The organism is Mesorhizobium sp. WSM4906 (assembly GCF_029674625.1).
Taxonomy (GTDB): domain Bacteria; phylum Pseudomonadota; class Alphaproteobacteria; order Rhizobiales; family Rhizobiaceae; genus Mesorhizobium.
The window spans coordinates 3,054,873-3,078,888 of record NZ_CP121355.1; the positions used below are offsets into that span (position 1 = coordinate 3,054,873).

The 24,016-nt window shown below is 63.8% G+C and carries 21 protein-coding genes and 1 pseudogene; 10 read left to right on the top strand and 12 right to left on the bottom strand.

The window, feature by feature from the left end; genetic code table 11:
* Position 1: 1 nt before the first annotated feature.
* The 10 genes and pseudogenes from QAZ22_RS14670 to QAZ22_RS14715 form a co-directional block, all read right to left on the bottom strand.
* Positions 2–607: a cytochrome c oxidase subunit 3 gene (locus QAZ22_RS14670; RefSeq protein WP_278207481.1), complete on the bottom strand. Its 606-nt coding sequence runs from the start codon at positions 605–607 to the stop codon at positions 2–4.
* Positions 604–2,580: a cytochrome c oxidase subunit I gene (gene ctaD, locus QAZ22_RS14675; protein WP_278207483.1), complete on the bottom strand. Its 1,977-nt coding sequence runs from the start codon at positions 2,578–2,580 to the stop codon at positions 604–606. The genes QAZ22_RS14670 and ctaD overlap by 4 nt, the downstream gene beginning before the upstream one ends.
* Positions 2,577–3,590 carry a cytochrome c oxidase subunit II gene (coxB, locus tag QAZ22_RS14680; RefSeq protein ID WP_278207484.1) on the bottom strand — a complete coding sequence of 338 codons (1,014 nt, stop codon included), beginning with the start codon at positions 3,588–3,590 and terminating at the stop codon, positions 2,577–2,579. Before coxB ends, ctaD begins: the two co-directional genes overlap by 4 nt.
* Positions 3,587–4,120, bottom strand: a complete 534-nt coding sequence (locus tag QAZ22_RS14685) for a c-type cytochrome (protein ID WP_278074719.1) — start codon at positions 4,118–4,120, stop codon at positions 3,587–3,589. Before QAZ22_RS14685 ends, coxB begins: the two co-directional genes overlap by 4 nt.
* Positions 4,117–4,986, bottom strand: coding sequence for a substrate-binding domain-containing protein (locus QAZ22_RS14690; protein WP_278074718.1), 870 nt, complete (start codon positions 4,984–4,986; stop codon positions 4,117–4,119). The genes QAZ22_RS14685 and QAZ22_RS14690 overlap by 4 nt, the downstream gene beginning before the upstream one ends.
* A complete protein-coding gene (locus tag QAZ22_RS14695) occupies positions 4,967–6,637 on the bottom strand; it encodes a methanol/ethanol family PQQ-dependent dehydrogenase (RefSeq protein ID WP_278207485.1) in 1,671 nt (556 codons plus the stop codon). Before QAZ22_RS14695 ends, QAZ22_RS14690 begins: the two co-directional genes overlap by 20 nt.
* 206 nt (positions 6,638–6,843) lie before the next feature.
* On the bottom strand, positions 6,844–7,626 hold the full coding sequence (locus tag QAZ22_RS14700; protein ID WP_278207486.1) for a heme-binding protein: 783 nt from the start codon (positions 7,624–7,626) through the stop codon (positions 6,844–6,846).
* 354 nt (positions 7,627–7,980) lie between these two features.
* Positions 7,981–8,433 carry a DUF982 domain-containing protein gene (locus QAZ22_RS14705; protein ID WP_278207487.1) on the bottom strand — a complete coding sequence of 151 codons (453 nt, stop codon included), beginning with the start codon at positions 8,431–8,433 and terminating at the stop codon, positions 7,981–7,983.
* A gap of 266 nt (positions 8,434–8,699) precedes the next feature.
* Positions 8,700–9,026, bottom strand: coding sequence for a low affinity iron permease family protein (locus tag QAZ22_RS14710; protein ID WP_278207488.1), 327 nt, complete (start codon positions 9,024–9,026; stop codon positions 8,700–8,702).
* 321 nt (positions 9,027–9,347) lie between these two features.
* Positions 9,348–9,799, bottom strand: a pseudogene (locus QAZ22_RS14715) (ATP-dependent DNA ligase); the annotation flags it as partial.
* A gap of 224 nt (positions 9,800–10,023) precedes the next feature.
* Between QAZ22_RS14715 and QAZ22_RS14720 the strand changes: the two are divergent.
* From QAZ22_RS14720 to QAZ22_RS14740, 5 genes are all read left to right on the top strand, one after another.
* A complete protein-coding gene (locus tag QAZ22_RS14720; RefSeq protein ID WP_278207846.1) occupies positions 10,024–10,290 on the top strand; it encodes a GFA family protein in 267 nt (88 codons plus the stop codon).
* Positions 10,287–10,799, top strand: coding sequence for a hypothetical protein (locus QAZ22_RS14725; protein WP_278207489.1), 513 nt, complete (start codon positions 10,287–10,289; stop codon positions 10,797–10,799). Before QAZ22_RS14720 ends, QAZ22_RS14725 begins: the two co-directional genes overlap by 4 nt.
* A gap of 79 nt (positions 10,800–10,878) precedes the next feature.
* A complete protein-coding gene (locus tag QAZ22_RS14730) occupies positions 10,879–12,162 on the top strand; it encodes an SDR family oxidoreductase (protein ID WP_278207847.1) in 1,284 nt (427 codons plus the stop codon).
* Positions 12,162–12,647, top strand: a complete 486-nt coding sequence (locus QAZ22_RS14735; RefSeq protein WP_278207490.1) for a DUF2269 family protein — start codon at positions 12,162–12,164, stop codon at positions 12,645–12,647. The genes QAZ22_RS14730 and QAZ22_RS14735 overlap by 1 nt, the downstream gene beginning before the upstream one ends.
* A 175-nt stretch (positions 12,648–12,822) precedes the next feature.
* Positions 12,823–14,400: an FAD-dependent oxidoreductase gene (locus tag QAZ22_RS14740; RefSeq protein ID WP_278207491.1), complete on the top strand. Its 1,578-nt coding sequence runs from the start codon at positions 12,823–12,825 to the stop codon at positions 14,398–14,400.
* A gap of 60 nt (positions 14,401–14,460) precedes the next feature.
* Here QAZ22_RS14740 and QAZ22_RS14745 read toward each other — a convergent pair whose 3' ends face one another.
* Positions 14,461–15,579, bottom strand: a complete 1,119-nt coding sequence (locus QAZ22_RS14745) for an FAD-binding oxidoreductase (RefSeq protein WP_278207492.1) — start codon at positions 15,577–15,579, stop codon at positions 14,461–14,463.
* A gap of 115 nt (positions 15,580–15,694) precedes the next feature.
* On the opposite strand from QAZ22_RS14745, the gene QAZ22_RS14750 reads away from it, so the two are divergent.
* The 5 genes from QAZ22_RS14750 (at position 15,695) to QAZ22_RS14770 (ending at position 22,425) form a co-directional block, all read left to right on the top strand.
* Complete coding sequence (locus QAZ22_RS14750) at positions 15,695–16,600, top strand: LysR family transcriptional regulator (protein ID WP_278207848.1); 906 nt, start codon at positions 15,695–15,697, stop codon at positions 16,598–16,600.
* Between the two features lie 90 nt (positions 16,601–16,690).
* Entirely contained in the window at positions 16,691–18,775 is a 2,085-nt protein-coding gene (locus tag QAZ22_RS14755) for a hydantoinase/oxoprolinase family protein (RefSeq protein WP_278207493.1), read from the top strand.
* A gap of 4 nt (positions 18,776–18,779) precedes the next feature.
* Complete coding sequence (locus tag QAZ22_RS14760; RefSeq protein ID WP_278207494.1) at positions 18,780–20,765, top strand: hydantoinase B/oxoprolinase family protein; 1,986 nt, start codon at positions 18,780–18,782, stop codon at positions 20,763–20,765.
* A complete protein-coding gene (locus QAZ22_RS14765) occupies positions 20,762–21,061 on the top strand; it encodes a (2Fe-2S)-binding protein (RefSeq protein ID WP_278207495.1) in 300 nt (99 codons plus the stop codon). The genes QAZ22_RS14760 and QAZ22_RS14765 overlap by 4 nt, the downstream gene beginning before the upstream one ends.
* Entirely contained in the window at positions 21,058–22,425 is a 1,368-nt protein-coding gene (locus QAZ22_RS14770) for an FAD/NAD(P)-binding oxidoreductase (RefSeq protein WP_278207496.1), read from the top strand. Before QAZ22_RS14765 ends, QAZ22_RS14770 begins: the two co-directional genes overlap by 4 nt.
* Positions 22,426–22,478: 53 nt before the next feature.
* Here QAZ22_RS14770 and QAZ22_RS14775 read toward each other — a convergent pair whose 3' ends face one another.
* Positions 22,479–23,804 (bottom strand): FAD-binding oxidoreductase, encoded by a 1,326-nt coding sequence (locus QAZ22_RS14775; protein WP_278207497.1) that lies wholly within the window; start codon positions 23,802–23,804, stop codon positions 22,479–22,481.
* Between the last annotated feature and the right edge of the window lie 212 nt (positions 23,805–24,016).

Below are 24,016 nucleotides of genomic sequence, written 5' to 3' on the forward strand. Positions count from 1 at the left end.
CTCAGCCCCACCTCGGTAGCCAGTATATGAGCAGGTAGATCGGGATCCAGGTGAGGACCACGAAATCCCAGTAGAAGACATTGTCGCCGACATCGCCGAAGCGCCGGCCGCTATAGCCATGGTGCGTAAACATCAGCACTGTCAGAACGATCGTATCGCCGACATCGGTGATCAGATGCGTGGTGTGGAGCCCGAGCAGCACCCAGAGCATCGAGCCGTAGGCGTTCGTGTCCCAATAGATGTTCAGCGCCGGAAACTCGAACCAGCGCACGATGAGCGGTGCAACGCCGAGCAGCGACATCACCACCATGCCGATCCGCACCGGCCCGATCGCACATTCCTTGGCGTAGCGGTTGAGCATATGGTTCGGCACCAGGCTGACGATGAGAAGCAGCGTCACGATCGTTCCCGGCCAATGGTTGGGCTGCGGGGCGCTTAGCCGCCAGTTGGGCCACAACGTCGCGAGATAGAGATGGGCCCCGGCGGCCAGCGCAAAGCCCGTGCCTTCCAGCGCCATGAAGCCAAGCGTGCCCCACCAGGTGGGGCTGCGCGGACCATGTCCAAAGGTCGGCAGGCCGGAAATATCCATGGCAGGGCGCTGGTTCATTCCTCGTCCTCCGGATCGCCTTTCGGCCAGAACCAGCCAATCAGGGTAACGGCGATCGGCGCGGCGCCCCAGACAATCGCCCAGGGTGTGAAGATTGAGTAGAGGAAGGTGCCGCCCACGGCGATGGCCGCCAGCAGCGGCCAGATCGACGGCGTCGCCGATTTTTCGCGGATGTCGGGATGGGCCTCCGCCACTGTCGAGATGATCAGTTCGCGAGCATCGACGCGAAGCCCGGTCGCGACGGGAAGCGGCTCGCGTTCGGCCCAGAGCGGCTCGACATTCGTCACGACCGGAATGCGCGCGAAATTATAGCTGGGCGGCGGCGAGGACGTCGCCCATTCCAGCGTGCCGGCGTCCCAGGGATTGTCGCCGGCTGGCGCACCCTTCAACACGCTGTGGACGAGGTTGAAGGCAAACAGCACGAAGCTCAGGAAGAAGAGCACCGCGCCGGCGCTGATGAAGAGATTGATGTTCCCCCAGCCGAGCTCGGCCGGATAGGTGTAGACCCTGCGCGGCATGCCCCAGAGACCGACGATGTGCATGGGGAAGAAAGCCGCGTTGAAGCCGATCAGGGCGAGCCAGAAATGCCAGCGCCCGAGGCGCTCGCTCATCATGCGGCCGGTGATCTTGGGGAACCAGAAATAAGCCGCGCCGAGCAGCGGAAAGACCGCGCCGCCGATCAGCACGTAATGGAAGTGAGCGACGACGAAATAAGTATCGTGCACCTGAAGGTCGAGCGGCACGGAGGCCAGCATGACGCCGGTGAGGCCGCCGATGACGAAGATGAAGAAGAAGCCGAGGACGAACAGCAGCGGCGTGCGGATCACCGGCCTGCCGTCCCAGAGAGTCGCCAGCCAGCAGAAGATCTGAATACCGTTGGGGATGGCGATCATCATGCTGGACGCGGTGAAGACGCTGGCGCCGAGCTTCGGCAGTCCGGTCGCGAACATGTGGTGGACCCAGAGGCCGAACGATAGGAAACCGACGGCGATCAGCGACAGGACCAGACCGAGATGGCCGAACACCGGGCGCCGGGCGAAGGCCGGAATGATGGCGGAGACCATGCCCGTAGCCGGCAGGAAGATGATGTAGACTTCAGGATGACCGAAGAACCAGAACAGGTGCTGGAACAGCAGCGCGTCGCCGCCTTCGGCCGGGTTGAAGATGTGCGTGCCGACGAGCCGGTCGAGGATCAGGAAGGTCGAGGTGATCATCACGGCCGGCATGGCGAAGACGACGACAAAGGACGTGACCAGAAGCGACCAGACATAGAGCGGGATCTTGTCGAGTGACATGCCAGGCGCGCGCTGCTTGAATACGGTGACGATGGTCGCGACGGCGACAGCCAGCGAGGACACCTCGGTGTAGGTGATCATCTGCGCCCAGACGTCGGCGCGCTTGCCGGGCCCGTATTCCGGGCCGGACAGCGGCACATAGGCGAACCAGCCGACATCCGGCGCCATCGAGAGGGCGAAGGATACCCAGGCGAAAAGCCCGCCTGAGACATAGACCCAGTAGCTGAAGGCATTGAGGCGGGGGAAGGCGATGTTGCGGGTGCCGACCATCAACGGAACCAGATAGATCCCGGTCGCCTGCACGATGGGCACGGCGAACAGGAACATCATGGTGACGCCGTGCATCGTGAACAGCTGGTTGTAGAGATCCGGGCCAATCAGGCCGCGTTGCGGGCCCGACAGCTGAATGCGCATGGCGACGGCATTGAGCCCGCCCAAACACAGGAACAGGAAGGCGGTGATCAGGTATCTTCGTGCGATGACCTTATGGTCGACGCTCGACAGCGCGCCGATGATGCCGGCAGGCGTGCGCCACGTCCGCGCCAGCCAGCGATGCAGGCTGGCGTCATCCATGCCGGTGTCGCGCGGTCCGTCTCGCCCTGGTGCGATATCGCCTTTGGCGGATGCCTCGCGCTCCGGCGGCAAATCGCGTTCGCTTGTGAGATCCGCGCTGCTCATTTCAGCCCCTCTAGATAGGCGACGATGACGTTGAGCTCGTCGCCGCTGAGATCGACCACCGGCATGTGAGACCCGGGCTTGACGCCTTGCGGATCGGCTATCCAGGCGGCGAGATTGCCGCGGCTCATCGTCAATGTTCCGGCCGCGAGCGTTTGCCGGCTGGCGACATGGGTGAGATCGGGCGCGACCGTACCGCCCGCGGGCGTGCCGCCTATCTTGTGACACATCACGCAGGGCCGTTTCAGGAAGAGATCCTTTCCGGCCTTGGCCTCGTCACTCATTGGCGCGGAGGCCGGCTGCAACTGGTCCCGCCACCAGGCGTCGAACTTTGCGCGCGGCTCGGCGATGATGAAGGTGCCCATGTTGGCGTGCTGCGCGCCGCAAAATTCCGCGCATTGGCCCCGATAGACGCCGGGCTTGTCCGCCTTAATGTCGAGCACATTCATTCGGCCGGGAATGAGGTCGAGCTTGCCGGAAAGGCTCGGGACCCAGAAGGAATGGATCACATCCGTGGAGGTGAGAAGAAGCCGCACTGGCTCACCGGCGGGAATATGGATCTCGTTCGCCGTGGTCAGGATGCGGCTCGGCGTGGCGTCTTCGTAGCGAACCTCCCACCACCATTGATGGCCCGTGACGCGAATGGTCAGCGCGGCGTCCGAGCCAATCGCGGCGAGCGTCCTGTTGGCGAAGAAGCTGAGCAGAGTGAGCCCGACCAGGATCACGGCGGTCAGCCCGACGGCGGTCATCACCACGCGCAGCTTCCGATTGTCGGCGCCGGCGTCAAGTACAAGCGGCTCTAGACGTTCTCGCGATTGCATCATCAGCGGCGCGGCAAGACCGATCATCACCAGCACCCACACCACCGCGCAGAGCCCGGTGAAGAACCAGATCAGCCATGCCAACTCGCTCGCGGCGGGGCCTTTCGGGTCGAGAGCCGATTGCCAGCCCGCGCACCCGTGAAGAAACAGGGCGATTGCCGTGGCCAACGCAATCGAGGCGAAGCGTTTCACGGCGACTTCCCCAGCGTGGCGGCATCGGGCATGCGGTTTTCCGAGGGATGCGCCATCATGTCGTCATTGCGGGAAGGCGCGGCGGAGGACGGCGCGTTGCCGCTCAGCGAGCGAACAAAGGCTGCAAGCTCCCAGATCTGATCGTCGGGGATCTTGTCGCGGAAGCTCGGCATGCCGTTCGGACGGCCGTCGCGGATCGTGGCATGGATGCTTTCCATCGAGCTGCCATAGATCCACTTTTCGTCCATCAGCGCGGGGCCCATGCCGCCGCCGCCATTGGCATGGCACCCCGAACAGTTGAACCAGCCGAACAGGCGCTTGCCCTCGCTCAGATGAAAGGCATTGGCCTCGAAGCTCGCCGCCTTGTTGTCTGTGGGGGAGGGGCGCTGTCCGCCGGGTTCCAAAGTCGTTACCGGCGTCGGCTGTTCGCCGGAGCCGAGCGCCGATTGCGGGCGCGTATCCCGCTCCTCGCGCTGGCATGCCGCCAGCGCTAAGACCGCCAAGAGAAGCGTGGCGGCGGCCGGTTTCATTGCACCGGGCTCCCGGCCATGTCGAGAAGCGGCACGCCATATTGCGTCAGGATCGCGTCGATCTCGGTCTTGTGCCTGGCGAGAGCGCTGTTCACTGCGCTGCGCAGCGCATCGTCCTCGCGCCTAACGCCCATGGAGATGTCGTACATCAGCGGCAATTGCGGCCCGTCGATGCGAGGTGAGACCGGCGTGATCCGCAGCGGCACCTTCTGCTTCTGGGCGAAATAGCCGGCGAGCGGACCCCAGACCACCGCGACGTCGATCTCGCCGTTCGCCAGCGCCTCGACAATGCGCGCTGGAGGATTAGGAGCGGAGTAATCGCCATAGACGGGGTAGCCGATGAGATGCCCGACGATGCCGCGGCGGCCAAGCGCCTGCACAGGAGGCGAGTTGGCGCCGTCGTCACCGATGAGCTGGACGCCGATACGCACGTCGCGGAGCCGCGGGTCGTTGAAGGAGGTCACATCCGGGCCGTCTTGGCGGCTCACGAAGACATAGGACGAACGATAGTAGGGCGTAGTGGTGCGCAGCATTTCGACATTTGTGGGCATCCCGAGCACCAGATCACAAAGCCCGGCTTTCAGCGTGTTGCGAACGAAGCCGCGGCGCTGGGCCCACCAGGTGTAGGACAGCTTGGCGCCGAGATCGGCGGCGACGATCTGGGCTATCTTGTTCTCGAAACCTTGGCCGCTGGCGTTGGAGAACGGCATGTTGTTGGGATCGGCGCAGGCGCGCAGTTCCCGCGCATCCGCCGCACCGGCCACAACCAGCCAGACCATCGTGACGAGACCGGCCGCGAAGGCCCGCAGGGCAGACCTTTTCGCCAGCGGGGTCAGTTTGAATGCATCAAGGCAGCCGGAACACATAGAGTGTGCCTCCCGCCGTTGTTGCATTCTTCAGATCCTTCATGGCGTTGACGAAACCAAGCGCGGCGGTGGCGTCGCGCGGATCAAGATCGCCCGATACGATGGCGCCGGCCCAGCCGCCGACACCAGACAGGATCGCGACATATTGGTGTCCGTCGGGGCCGCGATAAGTCACCGGCTGGCCGATGATGCCGGAGGAGGTCTTGAACTGCCAAAGCAATTCGCCGGTCTTCGCGCTGACGGCCTTGAACCAGCCTTCCATGGTTCCATAGAAGACGACATTGCCGGCGGTTACGACGCCGCCGCTCCACACCGGGAAGTTTTCCTTGAGGCTCCAGGCCGGTTTCTCCGCCGCGATGTCCCAGGCGGTGAAGGCGCCGCGATTGCCGCCGGGGCCCGGAATCATGCGGACGTTCATTCCGACATAAGGCGTGCCGGCGATGTAGTTCACCTCGACGCCTTCCTCGTCCATGCAGAGATTGTTGTGCGGGATGTAGAGCAGCCCCGTCTTCGGCGAGAAGGCGGAAGGCTGCCAGTCCTTGAGCCCCGATGCGGTCGGGCAAATGTCGCGGACAACCTTGCCGGTACCGATCTTCTTGTCCGGGTTTTCGATCAACCTGCCGGTCTTGAGATCCACACCTTTGCTGGAGTTGACCGGACCGTAGGGTTTTGCAGACAGCACCTCGCCGGTGGTGCGATCAAGGACATAGAGGTAGCCGTTGCGTTCCGGGCGGACCAGCACCTTGCGCGGCTTGCCCTGCCAGTTCATGTCGAGCAGGACTTGCTCGTTGATGCCGTCATAGTCGTGCAGATCGTGCGGAGTCCACTGATAGAACCATTTCGCCGCTCCGGTATCGGGATCGCGGGCAAAAATGCCCGATGTCCATTTGTTGTCGCCGGGGCGCAGATCCGGATTCCAAGGCCCCGGATTGCCGGTGCCGTGGAAGATCAGGTTGAGATCGGGATCATAGGAGATCCAGCCCCACATATTGCCGCCGCCGATCTTCCAGGCTTCCGGCGGCCATGTCGTGACGCCAAGGTCCTTGCCTTTGTCCATGTCGTAATGTGGCTTGAATTCCGGGCCGATCAGTACCTGGTCGTCGGGACCAGTATTGTAGGCCGTCCAGACGACATGGCCGTCGCCAGCGTCGAGCGCCTTAACCCAGCCGCGCACGCCCATCTCGCCGCCCGAATTGCCGACCAGCACTTTGCCCTTCACCACCAGCGGCGCCATCGTGATGGTCTCGCCGACATTGATGTTGCCGATATGGGCGTTCCAGACCGGCTGGCCGGAGTTCGCATCGAGCGCGATCGTGTGGCCGTCCAGCGTGTTGAAGAAGATGCGCCCGTCGGCGAAAGCGGCACCGCGATTAACGACGTCACAGCACGCTACCCCTTGCGCCGCGGGCTCGGGATTGGGTTCGTATTTCCACTTGATCGGTGCGCCAGGTTTGGAGAGGTCGAGCGCGTAGACGACGTTGGGAAACGGCGACACGATGAACATCGTGCTGCCGATCACCAGCGGCGCAGCCTCCTGGCCCTTGTTCACGCCGGTCGAGAATGTGAAGGCCACCTGCAGGTTCTTCACATTGGTTTCGTTGATCTCCGTCAGCTCACTGTAGCGGGTAGAGGCGTAGTTCTTGGCGGGCATCGTCCATTGCCCATCGTCGGGCGGCGCTGCGGAGGCAGGCGGCGCGATCGTCGAGGTGGAAGGAGCTTCCGAGGCAGCGGCCAGAAATGGAAGGCATGCCAGCAGCAGCGCTCTAACGAAACCGGGCCCGGCAGAACGCCGTCCATTAGCTGATCGGCCGGTTCGTCTTGCGTCGACGCGCTTCGGTGCCAGCTGCTGTGTCCTCGTCATTTCGGGTCGGAGCCTCCGACGCCGGCGCCCAGTTCCGCGGCGACGTCGCCTTCCTTGCCTTGGCACAAAGGATGACCCCAGCCCGATGCGCTTTTCCCGCCGGGGTCGATATCATATATGATGGCGTCCTTGAGATTGGGATTGACGCCTGCCGGAACCTTGTCGAAACCCAGCGCCGTCCGAACGCGCCAGGCGACGTTGTGGTCGGCGCAGGAGGAATCGCCACTAACGCCAAGGCCGCCGACGATCCTTTTGCCGTCATAGAGAGCGAGGCCTCCGCCGAACACCACGACGCCTCCGATCGGCTTGCCGATCAGCGGGTCGTTGGCGCTGCCGAATGTCCCGGCGTCCCCGGCGTAAGCCGCCGCCTGATTGACGGGGCTTGTGGTCTGCAGGCCGAAAAGCGGCTCAGCCGGTTGCGCCCCAGCGTAGAGATTGGCGGTCGAGAGGGCCATGTTCGCCACACTGACACCATTGGCTGTGTTCGCTTTCTCGGCCTCGATCAGCCGGCTGCCGGGCCATTGTGCATCCGCCGTTGGGCCGCTGAAAGCCATGGCGCAGACCGTGCCGTCGCGGGCGACGATTGCAGCCCATTCATTGGTCTCGAAGCCGCCATTCGCCGGACCGCCGCTTGCCTTGACATTGGCCTTGAGGGCCGAGAGCAGCTTGTCGTGATCGACCGGGCAGGGCGCCTGCGCCCGCGCAGGGGTTTGCGACAGCGCTACGATGGCCAGGATCAGGAGGCCAAGAGCAGCTGACGGAGACTTGCGGTAACGCATGGCCTTCGGAACACCCACCTCGTTCAACTCGGACAGCAAGGGAACGACCGAACCGGGGTGGCGGAGACTCCAGTCGCTCCGTCCTGCAATCTGATCCTGCTCTTGCTGCGCGAAACCGAACGGATAACGGGCTTCTTTGTTCCTGTTGTCCAAGAAGGGACCGCAAGAATTGCGGGCCAGCCCTTCCTGGATGGTTTGCAGCTGTCGAGAGGTTCTTGGCCTTGGATTATGACGTGCGGACCGGGGAACAAGCTGAACCGGCCTGCGTTGGCAGGCAATGGAGCAGCTTCGATCAGATTTTGCGGCAATGGCGCAGCGCGGTTACTGGCTGGCCCTTGTGCACGTGTTTCTCCCTTACGGGGTGGGCGTGTTCTTCCTGATCAGGACTTGCCACTGTTTATGACTCGGCCCTCCGGTCTCGCCAGCGTCGAGTTCGAGGCGAGGCGCACAGGCGCAAACGCCGGCCTGGACAGCCCAGGTCACGAATACCCTCCTAGCTGCAGCGATCGCGCCACGGCCGTCATAGGCTGCGCAGCAAGCGTCGCTGGCCCGGCCGTGCAGCCTGCCGCGCTTTTCGAACGGCCATTCCTCCAGAAACTCGATCGCGTCCATGGCGCAGCGTATTTTCCTTACGCCGAATGGCGCGTCATCGACGAGAACGGGCTCTGAGAACGCATCGGACTTCATCGCGCTACATCCTGCTGCTGATGCAGCCAGTGATGGGCCGGTTTCTGGATCGCAAATTTCGATGTTGCCCGGATGTCCGGGGCCGATCGGCACAGGTTCTTGAAAGACTTTGGGGCCCATTCGTTCCTCCGGTCAATCCGCCGCTCGGCGACGACCAAAGGGACACCTTCCGCATCGTCTTGGGCGCACTAGGGACGCCGTAGACGGAAATATTGGAAGCGCGATTTTCCGCGTCAAGAGGCGGCCAGTGGATGCTGATCTTGCTTATTTATTGATCTGTTTGACGGACGGCAAAGGAGGCATGACTAGAGCTGCGAATGAAGCCTGCTGGCCAGCCAGTCCGTGAATTTCTCGGTCGGGGGACGTGCTCTCCATTCTGCCAGGTCTCAATCGCCCTGCTGTTTGCGGCTGCGATGCTTTTCGATTTCCTCAGGCTCCTTATCGTCAATACTGGTGATGTTCGAGGCCGAGCTGTTTGACCGCAGCATCTCATCCAACTTGGCGTGGATTGCCTGGGTGTCGCGATGCTCTGCCCGTTGAATGAATAACGTCATAGCCCAGGTGAAGAGGGTGGCCGCCCCGTGCCAATTTAAGCTATGAGGCTCGAAAGCCAACCAGAGCGCCGCGTAAGCCAACAGAACCAGGAATGCTGCAGGCCGAGACGTTAATGTGCCGATTGAGGTCACCAGACTTGTGATCGAGTGATTTGCCATCTTCAAAAACCTTCGGCCCGGATTCTGGTTCCAGCTCGTGGGCTAGGCGCTGGAAGCGAGCCTGAAGCGACAACAACTTTCGACAAAACCGTGCATCCTTCGCACGCAATCGGCGTGCGATGGATCTAATGAGGCGGACCGCACGCTTCGTCAGAGAATGGATCGACGAGTATAAGGCGGAACCACCGGCTGCAATCCCGGCCGAAATCACCGCCGAGAAGCTAGCCGAACAATGCATGGCCGACGCGAAAGCGGAAGTTATGCGCGTTCACAAGAGTTTGCTCGGGAAGAACGCTGTTAGGGAAAGCAGCTCGATTGGCGTCATTTGATCTGCTCAAAAGTGCATTGGCGCGGTGCTCTGTCCGGGCGCCAACGCAGCAACTTCGTACCGTGTCGAAAGGAATCGCCAGTGACGTGGTCGTGTCGGACTCGACGACCAGTTCCGGTCGGACCGGTTCCTAGGCTCCGCTCCGTTCTGTGCTCCAGCGACCAGGACCACCGGGCGCTTTGCCGGTGAAACCCGGCGACCCGAGCAACGCTTCCAGGCGCCGGGTTACTGCGGGCCTATTCTCGTTGCTTATCGTCGAAGTGAAGCCAAGATTGTCGAGCTTGCCGTCTTCATTATAAAGGCCGAGCAGCAAGGACCCAACTTCCTGTCGTTCGGCGAGGTAAGGGAATCCGCTAACCACGCAGTCGGCGCTCTGCATGCGCTTGATCTTTATCATCGCGCGCTCGCCGCAGAGATACGGATGGTCACGCCGCTTTGCGATGATACGGCTCTTGTGGCTATCTTGCTGCGGGAACAGAAGCGGCCGGGTCGCGGTTGTTCTGGATGGCGCCCAAGAACGACAACCTCGATATGTCCGAAACGGAGATCGCGGGTGGCTGCTTATGCGGTATCGTAAGATATCGCGTTACGAACACGCCTCGCGTCCATTATTGTCATTGCGACATGTGCCGCAGGGCTACCGGCAGCGCCTTCGTGGTGTTGGCATGGATGCCAGTCGATGCTCTATTCTGGACCAGCGGAAGGCCAAAATACCGGCGCTCGTCACCGCTAGCCGAGCGCGGTTTCTGCGAGAATTGCGGTACGCCGCTCACGCTGGGTTACGATGCAAATCAGGATGAGCTTGCGCTACACGCCGGCACTTTGGACGCACCTGAACGTTTTGAGCCGCGTTATAATTATGGCGCGAGTCAAAGGCTTGGTTGGGTATGCTGCGGCATTGGCTTACCAAATCGAAACACGGAGGAAAGGTGGTGAGCGGTCGGCCGTTCGACAGAGCGTTGCTCGGCATCCTTGCTGGTGTCGCGGCGACCATGGCGATGACTGCGACGATGAGACGGCTGCACGCGATTTTGCCTGACGACGAGCGCTATCCGCTTCCACCTCGTGAACTTGTCGACAACTCCGTCGTGGCCGCTGACGAGGATGGCCTGCGGTCGAAGACATTGCTCGCGCATTTCGGATTCGGCGGTTTCACGGGCGCTTTATTCGCCCTGCTGCCTGCCATTCGAGGGGATGGGGTAGTCTATGGCCTTGGCGTGTGGGCGCTGAGCTACTTTGGCTGGATTCCGGCCGCCCGCATTCTGGCGCCTGCGCATCGCCATGCGTTCAGAAGAAACTCGCTGATGATAGCAGCTCATATCGTCTGGGGTCTGACGCTTTCAAAGTCATTGAAGGAAATGGAAAGCGCGGCTGACGAAGCGTTCGCGTCATCTGGCAAGCGGCCTATGAGGCCTAAGGAGAAGGCAGAGAGGAGGCGTGGGTGAACCGTCAATGCCTTCAATCATTCTGGAGCGGCATCATCACCCATTCAAGCGCGGGATCACGTCCGACGGCAACCCGGAGATGAGAGTTCTCGTCACAGGGTCTGGCGGCTTGATCGGCACGGCAATTTGCGCACGACTGATTTCCGAGGGATGCGAAGTTGTCCGGGTATCGCGACGAGAACCGGACCGAGCCGACGGAGACGGAAGGGTCGTCATCGATATGGCGAAGGCCTTGGCCCCCGAGGATTGGAACCATGCTCTTCAAGGTATCGATGCGGTAGTGAATTGTGCCGGCGTCCTGCAGGACAGCGCCCTCGATCATATGGCGGAGGTTCACGCCTCGGGCGCGGCGGCGCTGTTTCGCGCCTGCGCGCGAGCAGGCGTGCGCCGGATTATCCACTTTTCCGCTATCGGTGTCGATCGGGAGCAGCCGTCAGCCTTTTCCGCCAGCAAGCTGGTCGGAGATGAGGCGCTTATGGCGCTTGACCTGGATTGGATCATCCTGCGGCCTTCTGTCGTTCTGGGGCAACCGGTGTTCGGTGCAAGCGCCCTCATTCGCGGGCTTGCCGCTCTGCCCGTTCTCCCATTGATGCCGGACACCGGCCGGCTCCAGGTGGTCCAACTCGGCGATGTCGTGGAAACGGTGATCTTTTTCCTGAGCGCCGACAGCCCGTCCCGTGTTGCTGTCGAACTGGCGGGGCCGGATGCATTCACCATGGAGGAGTTGATCGCGCACTACCGCAAATGGTTCGGATGGACAACGGCACGCGTGTTTGCTCTCCCGCACTGGGCGGCGCGTCTCCTCTATCGCCTCGGCGATGCGGCAAGCATTTTGGAGTGGCGCCCGCCTGTGCGAACCAACGCTGCCCGTGAAATCACCCGAGGTGCGATCGGTGATCCAGAGCCATGGAAGACAGCCACAGGCATTGAGCCTCAAGGACTCGCGGCTGCGCTTGCGGCTAACCCGGCCACAGTGCAGGACAGGTGGTTTGCGGGCCTGTATTTCATCAAGCCGGTGATCTTCACGGTACTGCCGTTCTTCTGGATCATGACGGGCGTCATTTCCTTGACTACGGGCTGGGCAAGCGGAGTCCAGCTTCTCGTCGGGACTTCGGTCGGCGCGCTGGCAGCGCCGCTGGTAGTCGCGGGTGCCTTGGCCGACATGATCGTCGGCGCGCTCATTGCGTTTCGCAAGACGGCGCGCACCGGGCTCTTGGGAGCGATCGGCATATGCATCTTTTACGCATTGGCCGGCACGATCCTGCGACCCGACCTTTGGAACGAGCCGCTGGGGCCGCTGATCAAGATCCTGCCGATCGTCCTACTGCATCTCGTGGCGCTCGCGGTTCTGGAGGAGCGCTGATGCTTTATTTTGTCCTCAAATACATGCATGTGGTCGGCGCGGCCATCCTGCTTGGAACAGGCGCGGGTATCGCCTTTTTCATGCTGCTCGCGCACCGGACCGGCAATGCCGCAACCGTGGCAGCTGTCGCCCGCATCGTCGTCATTGCGGATTTCCTTTTCACCGCCACCGCAGTCGTAGCGCAGCCGATCACCGGCGTCGCGCTAGCCTGGCACGTCGGCTATTCGCTCTGGGAAGGCTGGATCGCGCTGTCGATCGTTCTCTACATCGTCACCGGCCTTTTTTGGCTCCCGGTGGTGTGGATGCAGATGGAGATGCGCGACCGGGCGTCGGCGGCAGCGCAGGCCGGTCAGCCGCTTCCGCACAGCTACCACCAGCTATTCCGGCTCTGGTTCCTCTTCGGCTTTCCGGCCTTCGGCGCCGTCGCCGCGATCTTATGGCTGATGATTACACGCCCAGTCATCGACTGGTTTGGGGCTAGCTGATGGCGAGCCTGAGTCTCTTCCGGTTTCTCCGATAGACGGGCCAGGCCTCACCCTCGTCCTGGCCTCTCGATCCAGTCCTGAGCAGGCGTGCGGCCGACATTCCTCGGATTCATCAGTCGGCTTGGATCGAATAGTTCCGCCAGCCGTTAGAGACGGAGCCATCCCGGAGACAGAGATGAACGTCAGCGGCGAAACCACCAAATCCCTTTGGATGAAGAATGCGAAATTCCCTCCGGCTCAACGGCTCAAACAAGATGAGCGATGCGACGTCGCTGTGGTGGGCGCCGGCATCGCTGGTGTCTCCGTGGCTTACGAACTCGCCCTGGCGGGGCGGAAAGTAGTATTGGTAGACCGCGGCCCGCTACTGGGGGGCATGACGTCTCGCACGACCGCTCACTTGGCGCCGATCTGCGACGACGGGCTGAGCGAACTCGTCAGGGTACGTGGCGAGGAACTAGGACGAGGTTTCCAGGAGAGCCAAGCGGCTGCCGTCGACCGGATCGAGCAACATGTAAGGGACCTCGGGATAAACTGCGACTTCCGGCGTCTCGACGGTTTTCTCTTTCCGGCGGCGTGGATGGACGAAGAGGAAGCCGGAAAGACTTGCGAAGAAGAATACGAGGCGGCCGGCAAGGTTGGTGCCACGGCCGAGCACGGCAAAGGCGTCCCGCTCAAAGGGCACGAGTCGGCACCTGTCTTGCGCTATCCCAACCAAGCCACCTTCCACCCGCTCAAATATCTCCAGGCGCTTCTGGCCGACTTTGAGAAACGGGGCGGCAAGGTGTTCGCCGACAGCGCCGTCGTCGAGGTCGAGGAAGGCGAGCAGGGGGTTCGCCTCCGTGTCGAGGGTGGAGGGACGATCATGGCGAAGAGTGCGGTCTTCGCCACCAACTCCCCCATCAACACCGTCGTCGCGATCCACAGCAAGATGGCGCCCTACCGCACTTACGCCATGGCTTTCGAATTGCCCAAGGGCTCGCTTCCGGACGCGCTCTATTGGGATATGGATGATCCCTACTACTACGTTCGTCTCCATCCCGGTGCGGCCGAAATCGATTATCTGATAGCGGGCGGAAGAGATCACAAATCCGGAGAAGCCGACGATGGGGACGCGCGTTTTGATGCTCTCAAGGCATGGATCCGAGCGCTGGTGCCTGGCTTGGAAGATGAGACGGCACGATGGTCGGGCCAGGTTCTCAATACCGTCGACTATTGCGGCTTCATCGGCCGCAGCCCTGGCAGCCACAACGTCTTCATCTCCACCGGAGATTCTGGGCAAGGCATGACGCACGGCGCATTGGCGGGACTTCTCATCCGCGACTTGATCGTCAAGGGGTCAAGCAAGTGGGAAAGTGTCTATGCTCCCGATCGGATGCCACCGGCGGCGCTGGCGAATTACGTCAGCGAGAACCTCAGGGCGGTAAAGAACTTCGCCGAATATTTGCTGCCGGGCGAAATCACGTCGGCCGAAGATCTCAAACCTGGCGAAGGCGGCATCCTCCGGGACGGCCTGAGCAAGCTCGCGGTTTGCCGCGACCAAAGCGGGCAAGTCCATATGCGTTCCGCTTCCTGCACGCATCTCGGCTGTATCGTCCACTGGAACTCGACCGAACAATGCTGGGACTGCCCATGCCACGGATCGCAGTTCGCACCTGACGGCAGCGTTCTGAACGGGCCGGCCATTCATGCTTTGCCGGAGAAGGACGCCACTGCAGCCTCGCCTATCACCTTGCGCACCCGGGGCACACAATAGTCCAAGAGCGGTTCTCCCACTCTTTTAAGCATGGTGCCCGTATGGTCGACAGCTGTTTCATCAGGCCGCGCGACTGAAACGATCCGCTCTGAAATCATCGAGCAGTGTTTCGCAGCGGCCGGTCGTGATGAGTTCGGCCATGGCCTCGCCCACGCCCGGGCCGAGCTGGAAGCCGTGTCCGCTGAAGCCGAAGGCGTGGAACAGGCCCGGCGTCGTTGCCGATTGCCCCATGATCGGCAACATGTCGCGCACATAGCCCTCGCAGCCGGACCAAGTGCGGATGACCGCGACCTTTGCGATTGCCGGCAGAAGCCGCGCGACGGCGCGCAGCTGCACCGGAAGGCGCATGGGATCGGCCTTCGCACGGCCCGGATCAAGATCCACCGGCACCCTTTCGGCCGCGCCACCGAAGACGATATTGCCACGCTCGACCTGACGCAAATAGGCGCCATAATGCTTGTCGCGCGTCCAGATGCCGACCACCGGCAGGATTCGGTGCGGCAACGGCTCGGTCACGCCGATCTGCGGTCCGCGGGCATCGAGCGGAACCTCCTCGCCGAACAGCGCGGCAATGCGCGCGCCCCAAGCGCCTGCGGCATTGAGCAGGCATTCGGCGGCGAATGGACCTTTTGAGGTGGCGACAAGGAAACCGGAGTCGGTCCGCTCGATCTTTTCGACCGGGGCTCCCTCGATGATTTCCGCGCCGAGCTTGCGGGCGGCTTCGGCAAAGGCCGGCGCGATCAGCCGCGGATTGCCGCTGCCGTCCTGCGGCGAGAACGATGCCGCGATCGCGTCGGGACCGAGGCCGGGAAAGCGGGTACGGATCCCGCGCGGGTCGAGCTCCTCCAACTCGAGCCCCCATGACCGCGCAGCTTGAGCGTAGGCCCGCATGTCGGCGAGGCCGCCATCATCGAAGATCAGCCGGATATGACCGGTGGCGCGGAACTCCACGTCGCGTCCAAGCATCTTCTTGGCCTTGCCCCATAGTGTGAGCGAGCGGTGAGCCAGCGGAAGCTGGGACAGATGACGCCCCGTGCGCCGGATGTTGCCGAAAGAGGCGACAGTGGCCCCGCTGCCGATCCGGTTGCGCTCGATCAGGGTCACGCTCGCGCCGCGCCTGGCGAGGAAATAGGCCGAGGCCGTCCCCATCAGCCCGCCGCCCAGCACGATCACATCCATAGTCATTCCTTGTGCAGAGCGGATGATCCTTGAATATGCCAATCTTGTCCGCGCGGCGGCATTGCGTCAAAGATGGGTTTGGACAAAAGCCATAAGCTTTACCTATGGAGTGGCAATGCGGGCGCGGCAGCTCGAAGTGTTCATCGCCATCATGCGTGCGGGTACCGTGACCGCAGCGGCGCGGATGCTGAACATTTCCCAGCCTGCGCTCAGCCAAACCCTGCTTCATACGGAGGACGAACTCGGCTTCACGTTATTCGAGCGGGTGAAGGGCCGGCTTCGCCCGACCCCGGAGGCTTTGGAGATTTTCCCCGATGCCGAGAGGCTGTCGGCAGGGCTCGATGGGCTGCGCCGCAAGACCACGGATCTCCGCCTCGGTCGCACGGGGCTGGTGCGGGTCGCGGCCTCGCCGCCGCCGGCCATGGCGATACTGCCGTGCGCGTTCACCAGGTTTCGGGCGCAGCACCCAGACATATTGCTGCGTTCCCATAGCGCTCCGATCGCCGCGATCGTCGATATGCTGCGCGCAGGTGACGCCAGCCTCGGCGTAGCCATGGATGACCGCCTGCCTCCCGACATCGAGGCCGAGGTGATCGGGAGCGTGGGCTTCACATGCCTGCTACCCTCCGGCCACGCGTTGCAGGAGAAGACCGAGTTGACGCTTGCCGACCTCGCCGGGGAAGAGTTAGTCTCCTACCGTGGAAACACGCGTCCCGCCGACGAACTGGCCCATGCGGCCCGCGCGCAGGGTGTGGCGCTTTCGCCGTCGATCGAGATCGACGCATCCATCTCCGCGATCGGCTTCGTCCAGGCCGGTCTGGGTATCGCCCTCGTCGATGCACTGCTGCCGTGGCGCCAGTTTGCCGGGCTTGCCGTCAGGCCGCTCGCGGCGGGACCGGAATTTCCGATCGCGCTGCTTACTTCGCGCGCCCGAGCCCTTTCGCTGGCCGACGAGATGATGCGCGATGAAATCCGTTCGGCCTGTGCCGTTGTCTTGGGCGAGCGAGACTCAATGGCATAAGCAAGTCTTATATCCTTGCTCATCATACATCTTGGACCCGCACCATCCCGTCGTGCCAGCTTTGCCTGGCAGACAGGAAGGGACGCATCCATGGACAGCGCCATCGCTCGCGCGGCGGACGGAGCACAGAAAGGGGCCGACTGGAAGGTCGGCGTCGATATCGGCGGGACATTCATCGATTTCTGCGCGCTGGAGGCAAAATCCGGACGCGTCGCTTCGCTGAAGGTGCTGACGACGCCGGAGGATCCGGGCGCCGAGCTGATGACCGGTCTCACCTTGCTTGCCGAGCGCGAAAGCTTCGACCCTACCCATATGACGCGCTTCGTGCACGGCACGACCGTCGGCATCAACACGATCATCCAGCGCAAGGGCGCGCCGCTCGCGCTGTTCACCAATGCCGGCTTCGAGGACGTGATCGAGCTCGCACGGCTTCGAATGCCGGACATGTATTCGCTGTTCTGCTCGCGGCCGGACCCGCTGATCTCGCGCGACATGGTGTTCGGCATCCCTGTCCGCATGCGTGCCGACGGGACTGAATCCCAGACGCCGGACATGGCGGCTGTAGAGAGAGCGGTCGCAGCGGCGAAAGCAGGCAGGGCGCGAGGCATCATCGTGTCGTTCCTCCATTCCTGGCGCAACGCTGCGCAGGAAGCCTCAGTCAAGGCGGCCATTGCTCGCCTGGCACCAGACCTCTTCGCCTTTTCCTCGGCCGAGGTGTGGCCGGTCATCCGCGAATATGAGCGCAGCTCGACGGCCATCCTCAACGGCTATGTCCATCCGCGCGTCTCGGGCTATCTGACTGCGCTCGAAGAGCGGCTGAAGGATCACGGCGTGCCGGCTCGGCCGATGCTGACGAAGTCGAACGGCGGGCTGATGAATGCCGCCGAAGGCAAGCGCGCCTGCGTGAACATGCTGCTGTCGGGAACGGCCTCCGGCGTCATCGGCGCCTCATGGCTGGCTCGCCAGGCCGGCGAGGACAAGGTTCTCACGCTCGACATCGGCGGGACCTCGGCCGACTTCGCGCTCATCATCGATGGCGAGGCGCAGTTCGGAACCGGCGAGCTGATCGGCGAATTTCCGCTCCATATCCCATCCGTGTCGGTCAGCTCGATCGGGATCGGCGGCGGCTCGATCGCCAGTGTCGACGCTCAAGGGGTGTTGCGGGTCGGACCCGAGTCGGCCGGCTCGACGCCTGGACCGGCATGCTACGGCCGCGGCGGCGAGCAGCCTACGGTGACGGACGCCATGGTGGCGTGTGGGTGGCTCGGTCACAGCGAGATGGCCTATGGCCAGCTTCGGATCGACACCGGCCTGGCGCATCGCGCTGTCGGCGAGCTTGCCGCCCGGCTCGGCCGTCCGGTCGAGCAGACCGCGCAGGCGATCCTCGACATCGCGGTGTCGGAAATGTTCGTCGAGGTCGAAAAACTCGCTTCGCGCGCCGGCGTCGACTTGCGCGAATTCACGCTGATGCCGTTCGGCGGCGGCGGCCCCATGCTCGGCGCCTTTCTTGCCCGCGAGCTCGGGATGAAGCGCGTCATGGCGCCGCGCCGCCCCGGCGTGGTGTCGGCGCTGGGCGGGCTGGTGGCTGACCTGCGCGGAGACTTCATCCGCACGATCTTCAGCCCTCTGTCGGGCGCGTCGCTTCCCACAATCCGCGAGGCCTTCGAGGCGCTTGCGCGCGAGGGCCGCGACTGGCTCGCGGCGCAAGGGCACGATGCGGCCGCGCAACTCAATCTCTCCTGCGACATGCGCTATGTCGGGCAAAGCTACGAGATCGAGGTCGTCCTTTCGCCGGAATGGCTGGTCGATGGTAACGCGGAGGCCGTCAAGCATGCGTTCCACCGCACCCACGAGCAGCTCTACGATTTCCAGGATCCGGAGGGCGAGATCGAGCTTGTGAATGTCCGGCTGTCCGCGGTAGGCGCAGGCCCTGCACTCTCCTTCCCGGAGAACGACGAGATCGACGTCCCGGCCGTTCCGGCGCGTCGACTTCCCGTCTATACGGGCCTGAGCGTCGAGACCGTTGACCTCCACGACCGGCAGACGCTCCTACCCGGCAGCACGTTCCGCGGGCCCGCCGTGGTGGTGCAGGAAGACACGACCTTTGCTATTCCCGCGGGAACGCAGGCACGGGTCGACCGCCACCTCAACCTTCTGCTGACCTTCGCGGAGTAACGCCTTGTTCGACCGGACAAATCTTCAGGTTCTGGCAAATCATGCCCGCGCGGCCGCCGAGAACATGGCGCACACGCTGCACCGCACCGCGCACTCCGCCTTCGTCAAGGAGACTCAGGACTTCACGGTGATGCTGATGGACCGTTCTGGGGCGACTTTCGCCGTCCCGATGGAACTCGGCGCCACCTGGTATCCGGGGCTTTCCTATCACCGCGCTATTGCCATGGTGGGCGACTATCGGCCGGGCGACGTCGCCTTCACCAACGATCCCTATTCCGGCCATGTCGCGACACACGCGCCCGACACGCATCTGTGGAAGCCGGTCTTCGTCGAAGGCGAGATCGTCGCCTGGACGGGAGGGCATATCCACAACACAGACATGGGCGGCGCCGTGCCGGCTTCGCTGAGCCGCGCGCTCACCGAGATCCATCAGGAAGGCATCCGCTTTCCGCCGATGAAGCTGGTGAGGGAAGGCGTCTTCGACGAAACGATCCTGCGGATCATGAGCACCAATGTGCGCAAACCCGACCTCAACATCGGCGACATCAAGGCGCTGGTGGGCGCGCTCAACACCGGCGAGCGCAAGATCCAGGCGATGGTGAGGAAGTTCGGCAAAGCCGGCTTCATCGAAGGCGTTTCCGCTCTTCTCGATCATGCTGAGGCGCAGGCGCGCGACGTGCTGCATTCCATGCCCGACGGCACATGGGAATTCGCCGACTACGCCGACGAGGATTCGGTCGAGGCCAATCCCTGCCGGCTCAAGCTGACGCTGACCATCAGGGCCGACGAGGCGGTGCTCGACTTCACTGGTTCCGATCCGCAGCTCGGCTCCTCGCTCAACGTGCCTTCGGGCGGCGACCCGCGCCACACCATGCTGCTCGTCGGCGTCTACTATGTGCTCTACACGCTCAACCCGAAAATCCTCCTCAACACCGGGCTTACCCGGCCGTTCACCTGCATCACGCCGCAAGGTTCGGTGCTGAACCCGGTCCATCCCGCCGCCGTTGGCATGCGCTCGCTTACCTGCGCCCGGCTGCGCTCGGTCATTTTCGGCGCCTTCTCGCAGGCGGTGCCGGAACGTTTGCCGGCGGCGCCTGCCGGCAACAATTGCATCGTCAATGTCATGACCACCGACGAGCGCACCAGCCGCAGCGTCATCGCGGCGGTGAACCCGGTTGTGGGCGGCGGCGGCGCGATGCCGCATCGCGATGGCACCAACGGATCGGGTGCCGATGCCGCCTATCTCAAGAATACGCCGATCGAGATCACCGAGACCGAGACCCCGGTCGAGTTCGTCAAATACGGCCTCGCCAGGGACAGCGGCGGCGCCGGGCGTTGGCGGGGCGGGCTGGCGACCGAAATGGCTTTTCGCGTTTTCGCGCCGGACTCCAGGATCACGGCGCGCAACCGCGACCGCAGCTTCTTCCGCCCGTGGGGCGTGCTGGGCGGCAAGGCGGCGGGCCTGTCGGACATGGTCGTCAACGCGGGAACTGAGCACGAGCGGCGGCTGGGAAACATCGATACGGCAGTGCTGCAGCCGGGCGACGTGCTCGAGATCCGCTCCGCCGGCGGCGGCGGGCGCGGCGATCCACACCAGCGCGAGCCCTGGCGGGTGGCTGAGGATGTACGGCGCGGCTATGTCTCGCCAACTGCTGCCGAGCGCGACTATGGCGTCGTCTTCCGCGGCGGCGAGGTCGACGAGCAGGCGACCGCGCAACTGCGAGCGCGGCATAAGCCGGCCGCCAGCCATTTCCATTTCGGGCCGGAGCGTGACGGCTATGAGGCACAGTGGACTCCGGCCGCCTACGACCAATTTCATGCCATATTGGACGCCCTGCCGATCCACTGGCGGTTCTTCGCCAAGACGGAGATTTTTCGGCGCATGAAAGACCGCTCTGGAGCGCATGGCGTCCAGGCCGCCTTCGATGCGGTCTGCGAACGCTTCCCTGAATTGCCACGTCCGAGGCCGGTGCGAGAGGCCGCGGAATGAATACTGGCCGCATCGTTCGGCTGGCCGAGCGCGACCGCCCAGAGGTGCGTGTTGTTATCGACGGTGAGACATGCAGTGCGCTTGCCGGCGACACCGTGCTGACCGCCATGCTGGCGTCCGGACTCGCGTTACGAAACTCCGAGTTCGGGCCCGAGCCGCGCGCCGGCTTCTGCCTGATGGGCGCCTGCCAGGACTGCTGGGTGTGGCAGGAAGAGGGGCCGCGCCTGCGCACATGTTCCACGCCGGTTATTGAGGGCATGCGGTTGCGGACGACCCCGCGGGAGAGCTGGCGGTGAGCGAGGGCTCATCGTCGAGGATCGTCATCGTCGGCGCCGGTCCGGCCGGCATAAGGGCCGCGGCGACGCTGGTCGAGGCTGGGCTTCACCCGGTGGTGATCGACGAAGGGCATCGCGCGGGCGGGCAGATCTATCGGCGCCCACCCGATGGGTTCGTCCGCACGCTGAAACAGCTCTACGGGTCGGAGGCGGCGAAGGCGCGCGCGCTGCATGCTCTCTTCGACCGGCTTGCCGAGGAAGGGCGGCTTACCCATTTTGCTGACAGCTCGGTCATCGCCGTGCATGAGGGTCGGCTGCACGTGCTGGGGGAGGGCGGCGTAAAGGTGATCGGCTATGACCGCCTGATCCTCGCCACCGGCGCGTCCGACCGTGTCGCACCCGTTCCTGGCTGGCAGAACGCCGGCGTCTACAGTCTTGGTGCTGCGCAGATCGCGCTCAAGGCGCAGGGCGTAGCCCTTGGGCGACGCATTGTGCTGGTGGGATCTGGGCCTTTGCTGACGCTGGTCGGAGCCCAACTCATGAAGGCTGGAGCGGATGTGGCGGCGGTGCTGGATACATCCTCCTGGCGCCAGCAGATGCGGGGTTTCTCCGGACTTGCGGCCCGGCCGATCGTCGCGGCGCGCGGTCTCGTCCTGCGGGCCCGGCTCGGTGGCCGCTATCATGCGGGCGTGACGCTGGATCAGATCGAGGCGGACGCGTCGGGCGCTACGGCGGTGCGCTGGCGCGACGCCGGCGGACGGCAGCGCCTCACCCCTTGCGACATGGTCGGCATGGGTTGGCACCTGCAGGCGGAGATCCATCTGGCAGACCTGGTTGGATGCGTCTTCGGCTATGACGAGCAGTGGCGGCAATGGCTGCCGAAGACCGACGCGATGGGTCGGGCCGGCAATGGAGTCTACCTTGCGGGCGACGGGGCTCGTCTCCTCGGCGCGGATGGAGCGGAGATCGCGGGGCGTTTCGCGGCCGTGGCATGTCTCATGGATCTCAGGCATGTGGCGCCTCCTATCCAAGCCGATCTGCGCAAGCTGGCGCGGCTCGGGCGCTTTGCCCGCGGCCTAGCTTGCGCCTTTCCCTGGCCGGCCGAGATGGTGCGAACACTGCCCGACGAAACAGTCATCTGCCGCTGCGAGAACGTGACCGCCGGCGCCGTGCGCGAGGGCGCGGATTTCGGCGGCGGCGAGGCTAACAGGGTGAAGTCGGTTTCACGTGCCGGCATGGGGCGCTGCCAAGGGCGCTATTGCCAGTTGGCCGCCGCCGAAGTCGTCGCGGCGCAGTTAGGCTGTACGCCCGACGCGGTCGGCCGCTTTCGCGGGCAGGCCCCTGTTCGGCCGGTGCCGATCGGCGCCTTTCTCCGGGAGGGCTGATGCAGTCACAAAGGCTCCGCCTGTCAGGCGATGTCGGAATGTCGAGCGTGAGATTAGAAGTCAGCGACTTTGCCCCAGGACGAAGCGTCGAAGCGCCGCGGGTCATAGCATGCCGGATCGACGATCGGTTCCGCCCCGGTCACAAGATCGGCGACGAGGTGTCCGGCACCAGGTCCGATGCCGAAGCCATGACCCGAAAATCCGGCGGCCAGAAAGAAACCCGGAACGGAATGGATCTCGCCGATGGCCGGCACGCCATCCGGCGTGCTGTCGATGTAGCCCGCCCAGGCGGCACTTATCCTGGTCTTTCTGAGGTCCGGCAGAAGTTCGAGCGCGCGAGAATGCGTCAGGCGGATCGTCGACTGATCCGGAACTGGATCGAGGATGCGCATGCGCTCCATCGGCGTTGTGCGGTCGAGCCGCCAGCGTTTCAGCGTTTCATGGCCCGAAAGCGCGCCTTGCAGGCCGCCGGGCGCCAGGCTTCGCCAGCGCTTCAGAAACATTGGCACGAACTGCGAGGAGAAGCGCAGTTGCTGCGGCGTCACGTCGACGCGTCCGCGCCCGCTAATCGCGAGCGTGTAGCCGCCGTCGCCGCGACGCGTGGCCGAGATCCGTGCCGTGTGCAGCGCATCCGGCAGACCCTGCGCGCCGGGCGAGACGGACAGGATGGAGGAGCGGACCGACGCCTGCGGAAAGCGGAAGCCGAACTGCCTGCAAAAAGAGGAGGCCCAGGCGCCGCCGGCCATCACCGCCACCTTGGTTGGTATCGTGCCGTTTTCGGTGACCACGCCGCTCAATCGCCCGCCCTCGGTCTCGATGCCGCGCGCGGCGCAATTCTGATGCACGCTGCCCCCAAGCTTCAGGACGGCGCGGGCGACCGCGGGCGCGGCCCGCGATGGATCGGCGGTCCCGTCGGTGGGCGAGAAGACGCCGCCCTTCCACGTCCGACCCGTGGCGCGGCCCCGCTCGCTGGCCTCGGCCGTGTCCAGCATATGCGTGATGACTCCGGCGGTCCTGGCGAAGTCGCGCCAACGCGCCCAGCCGGCCAGTTCCGCGTCGTCATTGCTGAGGTAGAGCAGGCCGCAGCGGTGGAAGCCGGTGTCCTCGCCGGTCTCCGTTGCAAAGCGCTCCCACAAATCGAGGCTGTGGGTTGCCATCGGCAATTCGCGGGCGTCGCGATTCTGCTGGCGGCACCATCCCCAATTCCGCGAGGACTGCTCGGCGCCGATGCGTCCCTTTTCGACAAGCGCGACCTTCATGCCGCGCCGCGCCAGGAAATAGGCCGCGAAGACACCGACGATGCCGCCGCCGATCACCACCGCATCCGCGGACTGCGGCAGTTCGCCGGACGTCTCGATTTGCTGCAGCAGTGCGCGCATCGTCTCTCCACCTTGACGCGCCAGTCTAGCGTGTTGCGCAGGCAGGCGCTGCTGCAGTTGAGGCAGAGGCAGAATTTTATTCCGGCAACCCTGCCGAGATCGGGAGCCGCTGCGTTTCAAAGCGGCATCCGCTCTGATGGACAGGCTAGCGAGCCGTGGTAGTGTCAATGGTAACCAGCGTTGCAGCATTTTGTGCTATGGCGCGCTTTCTA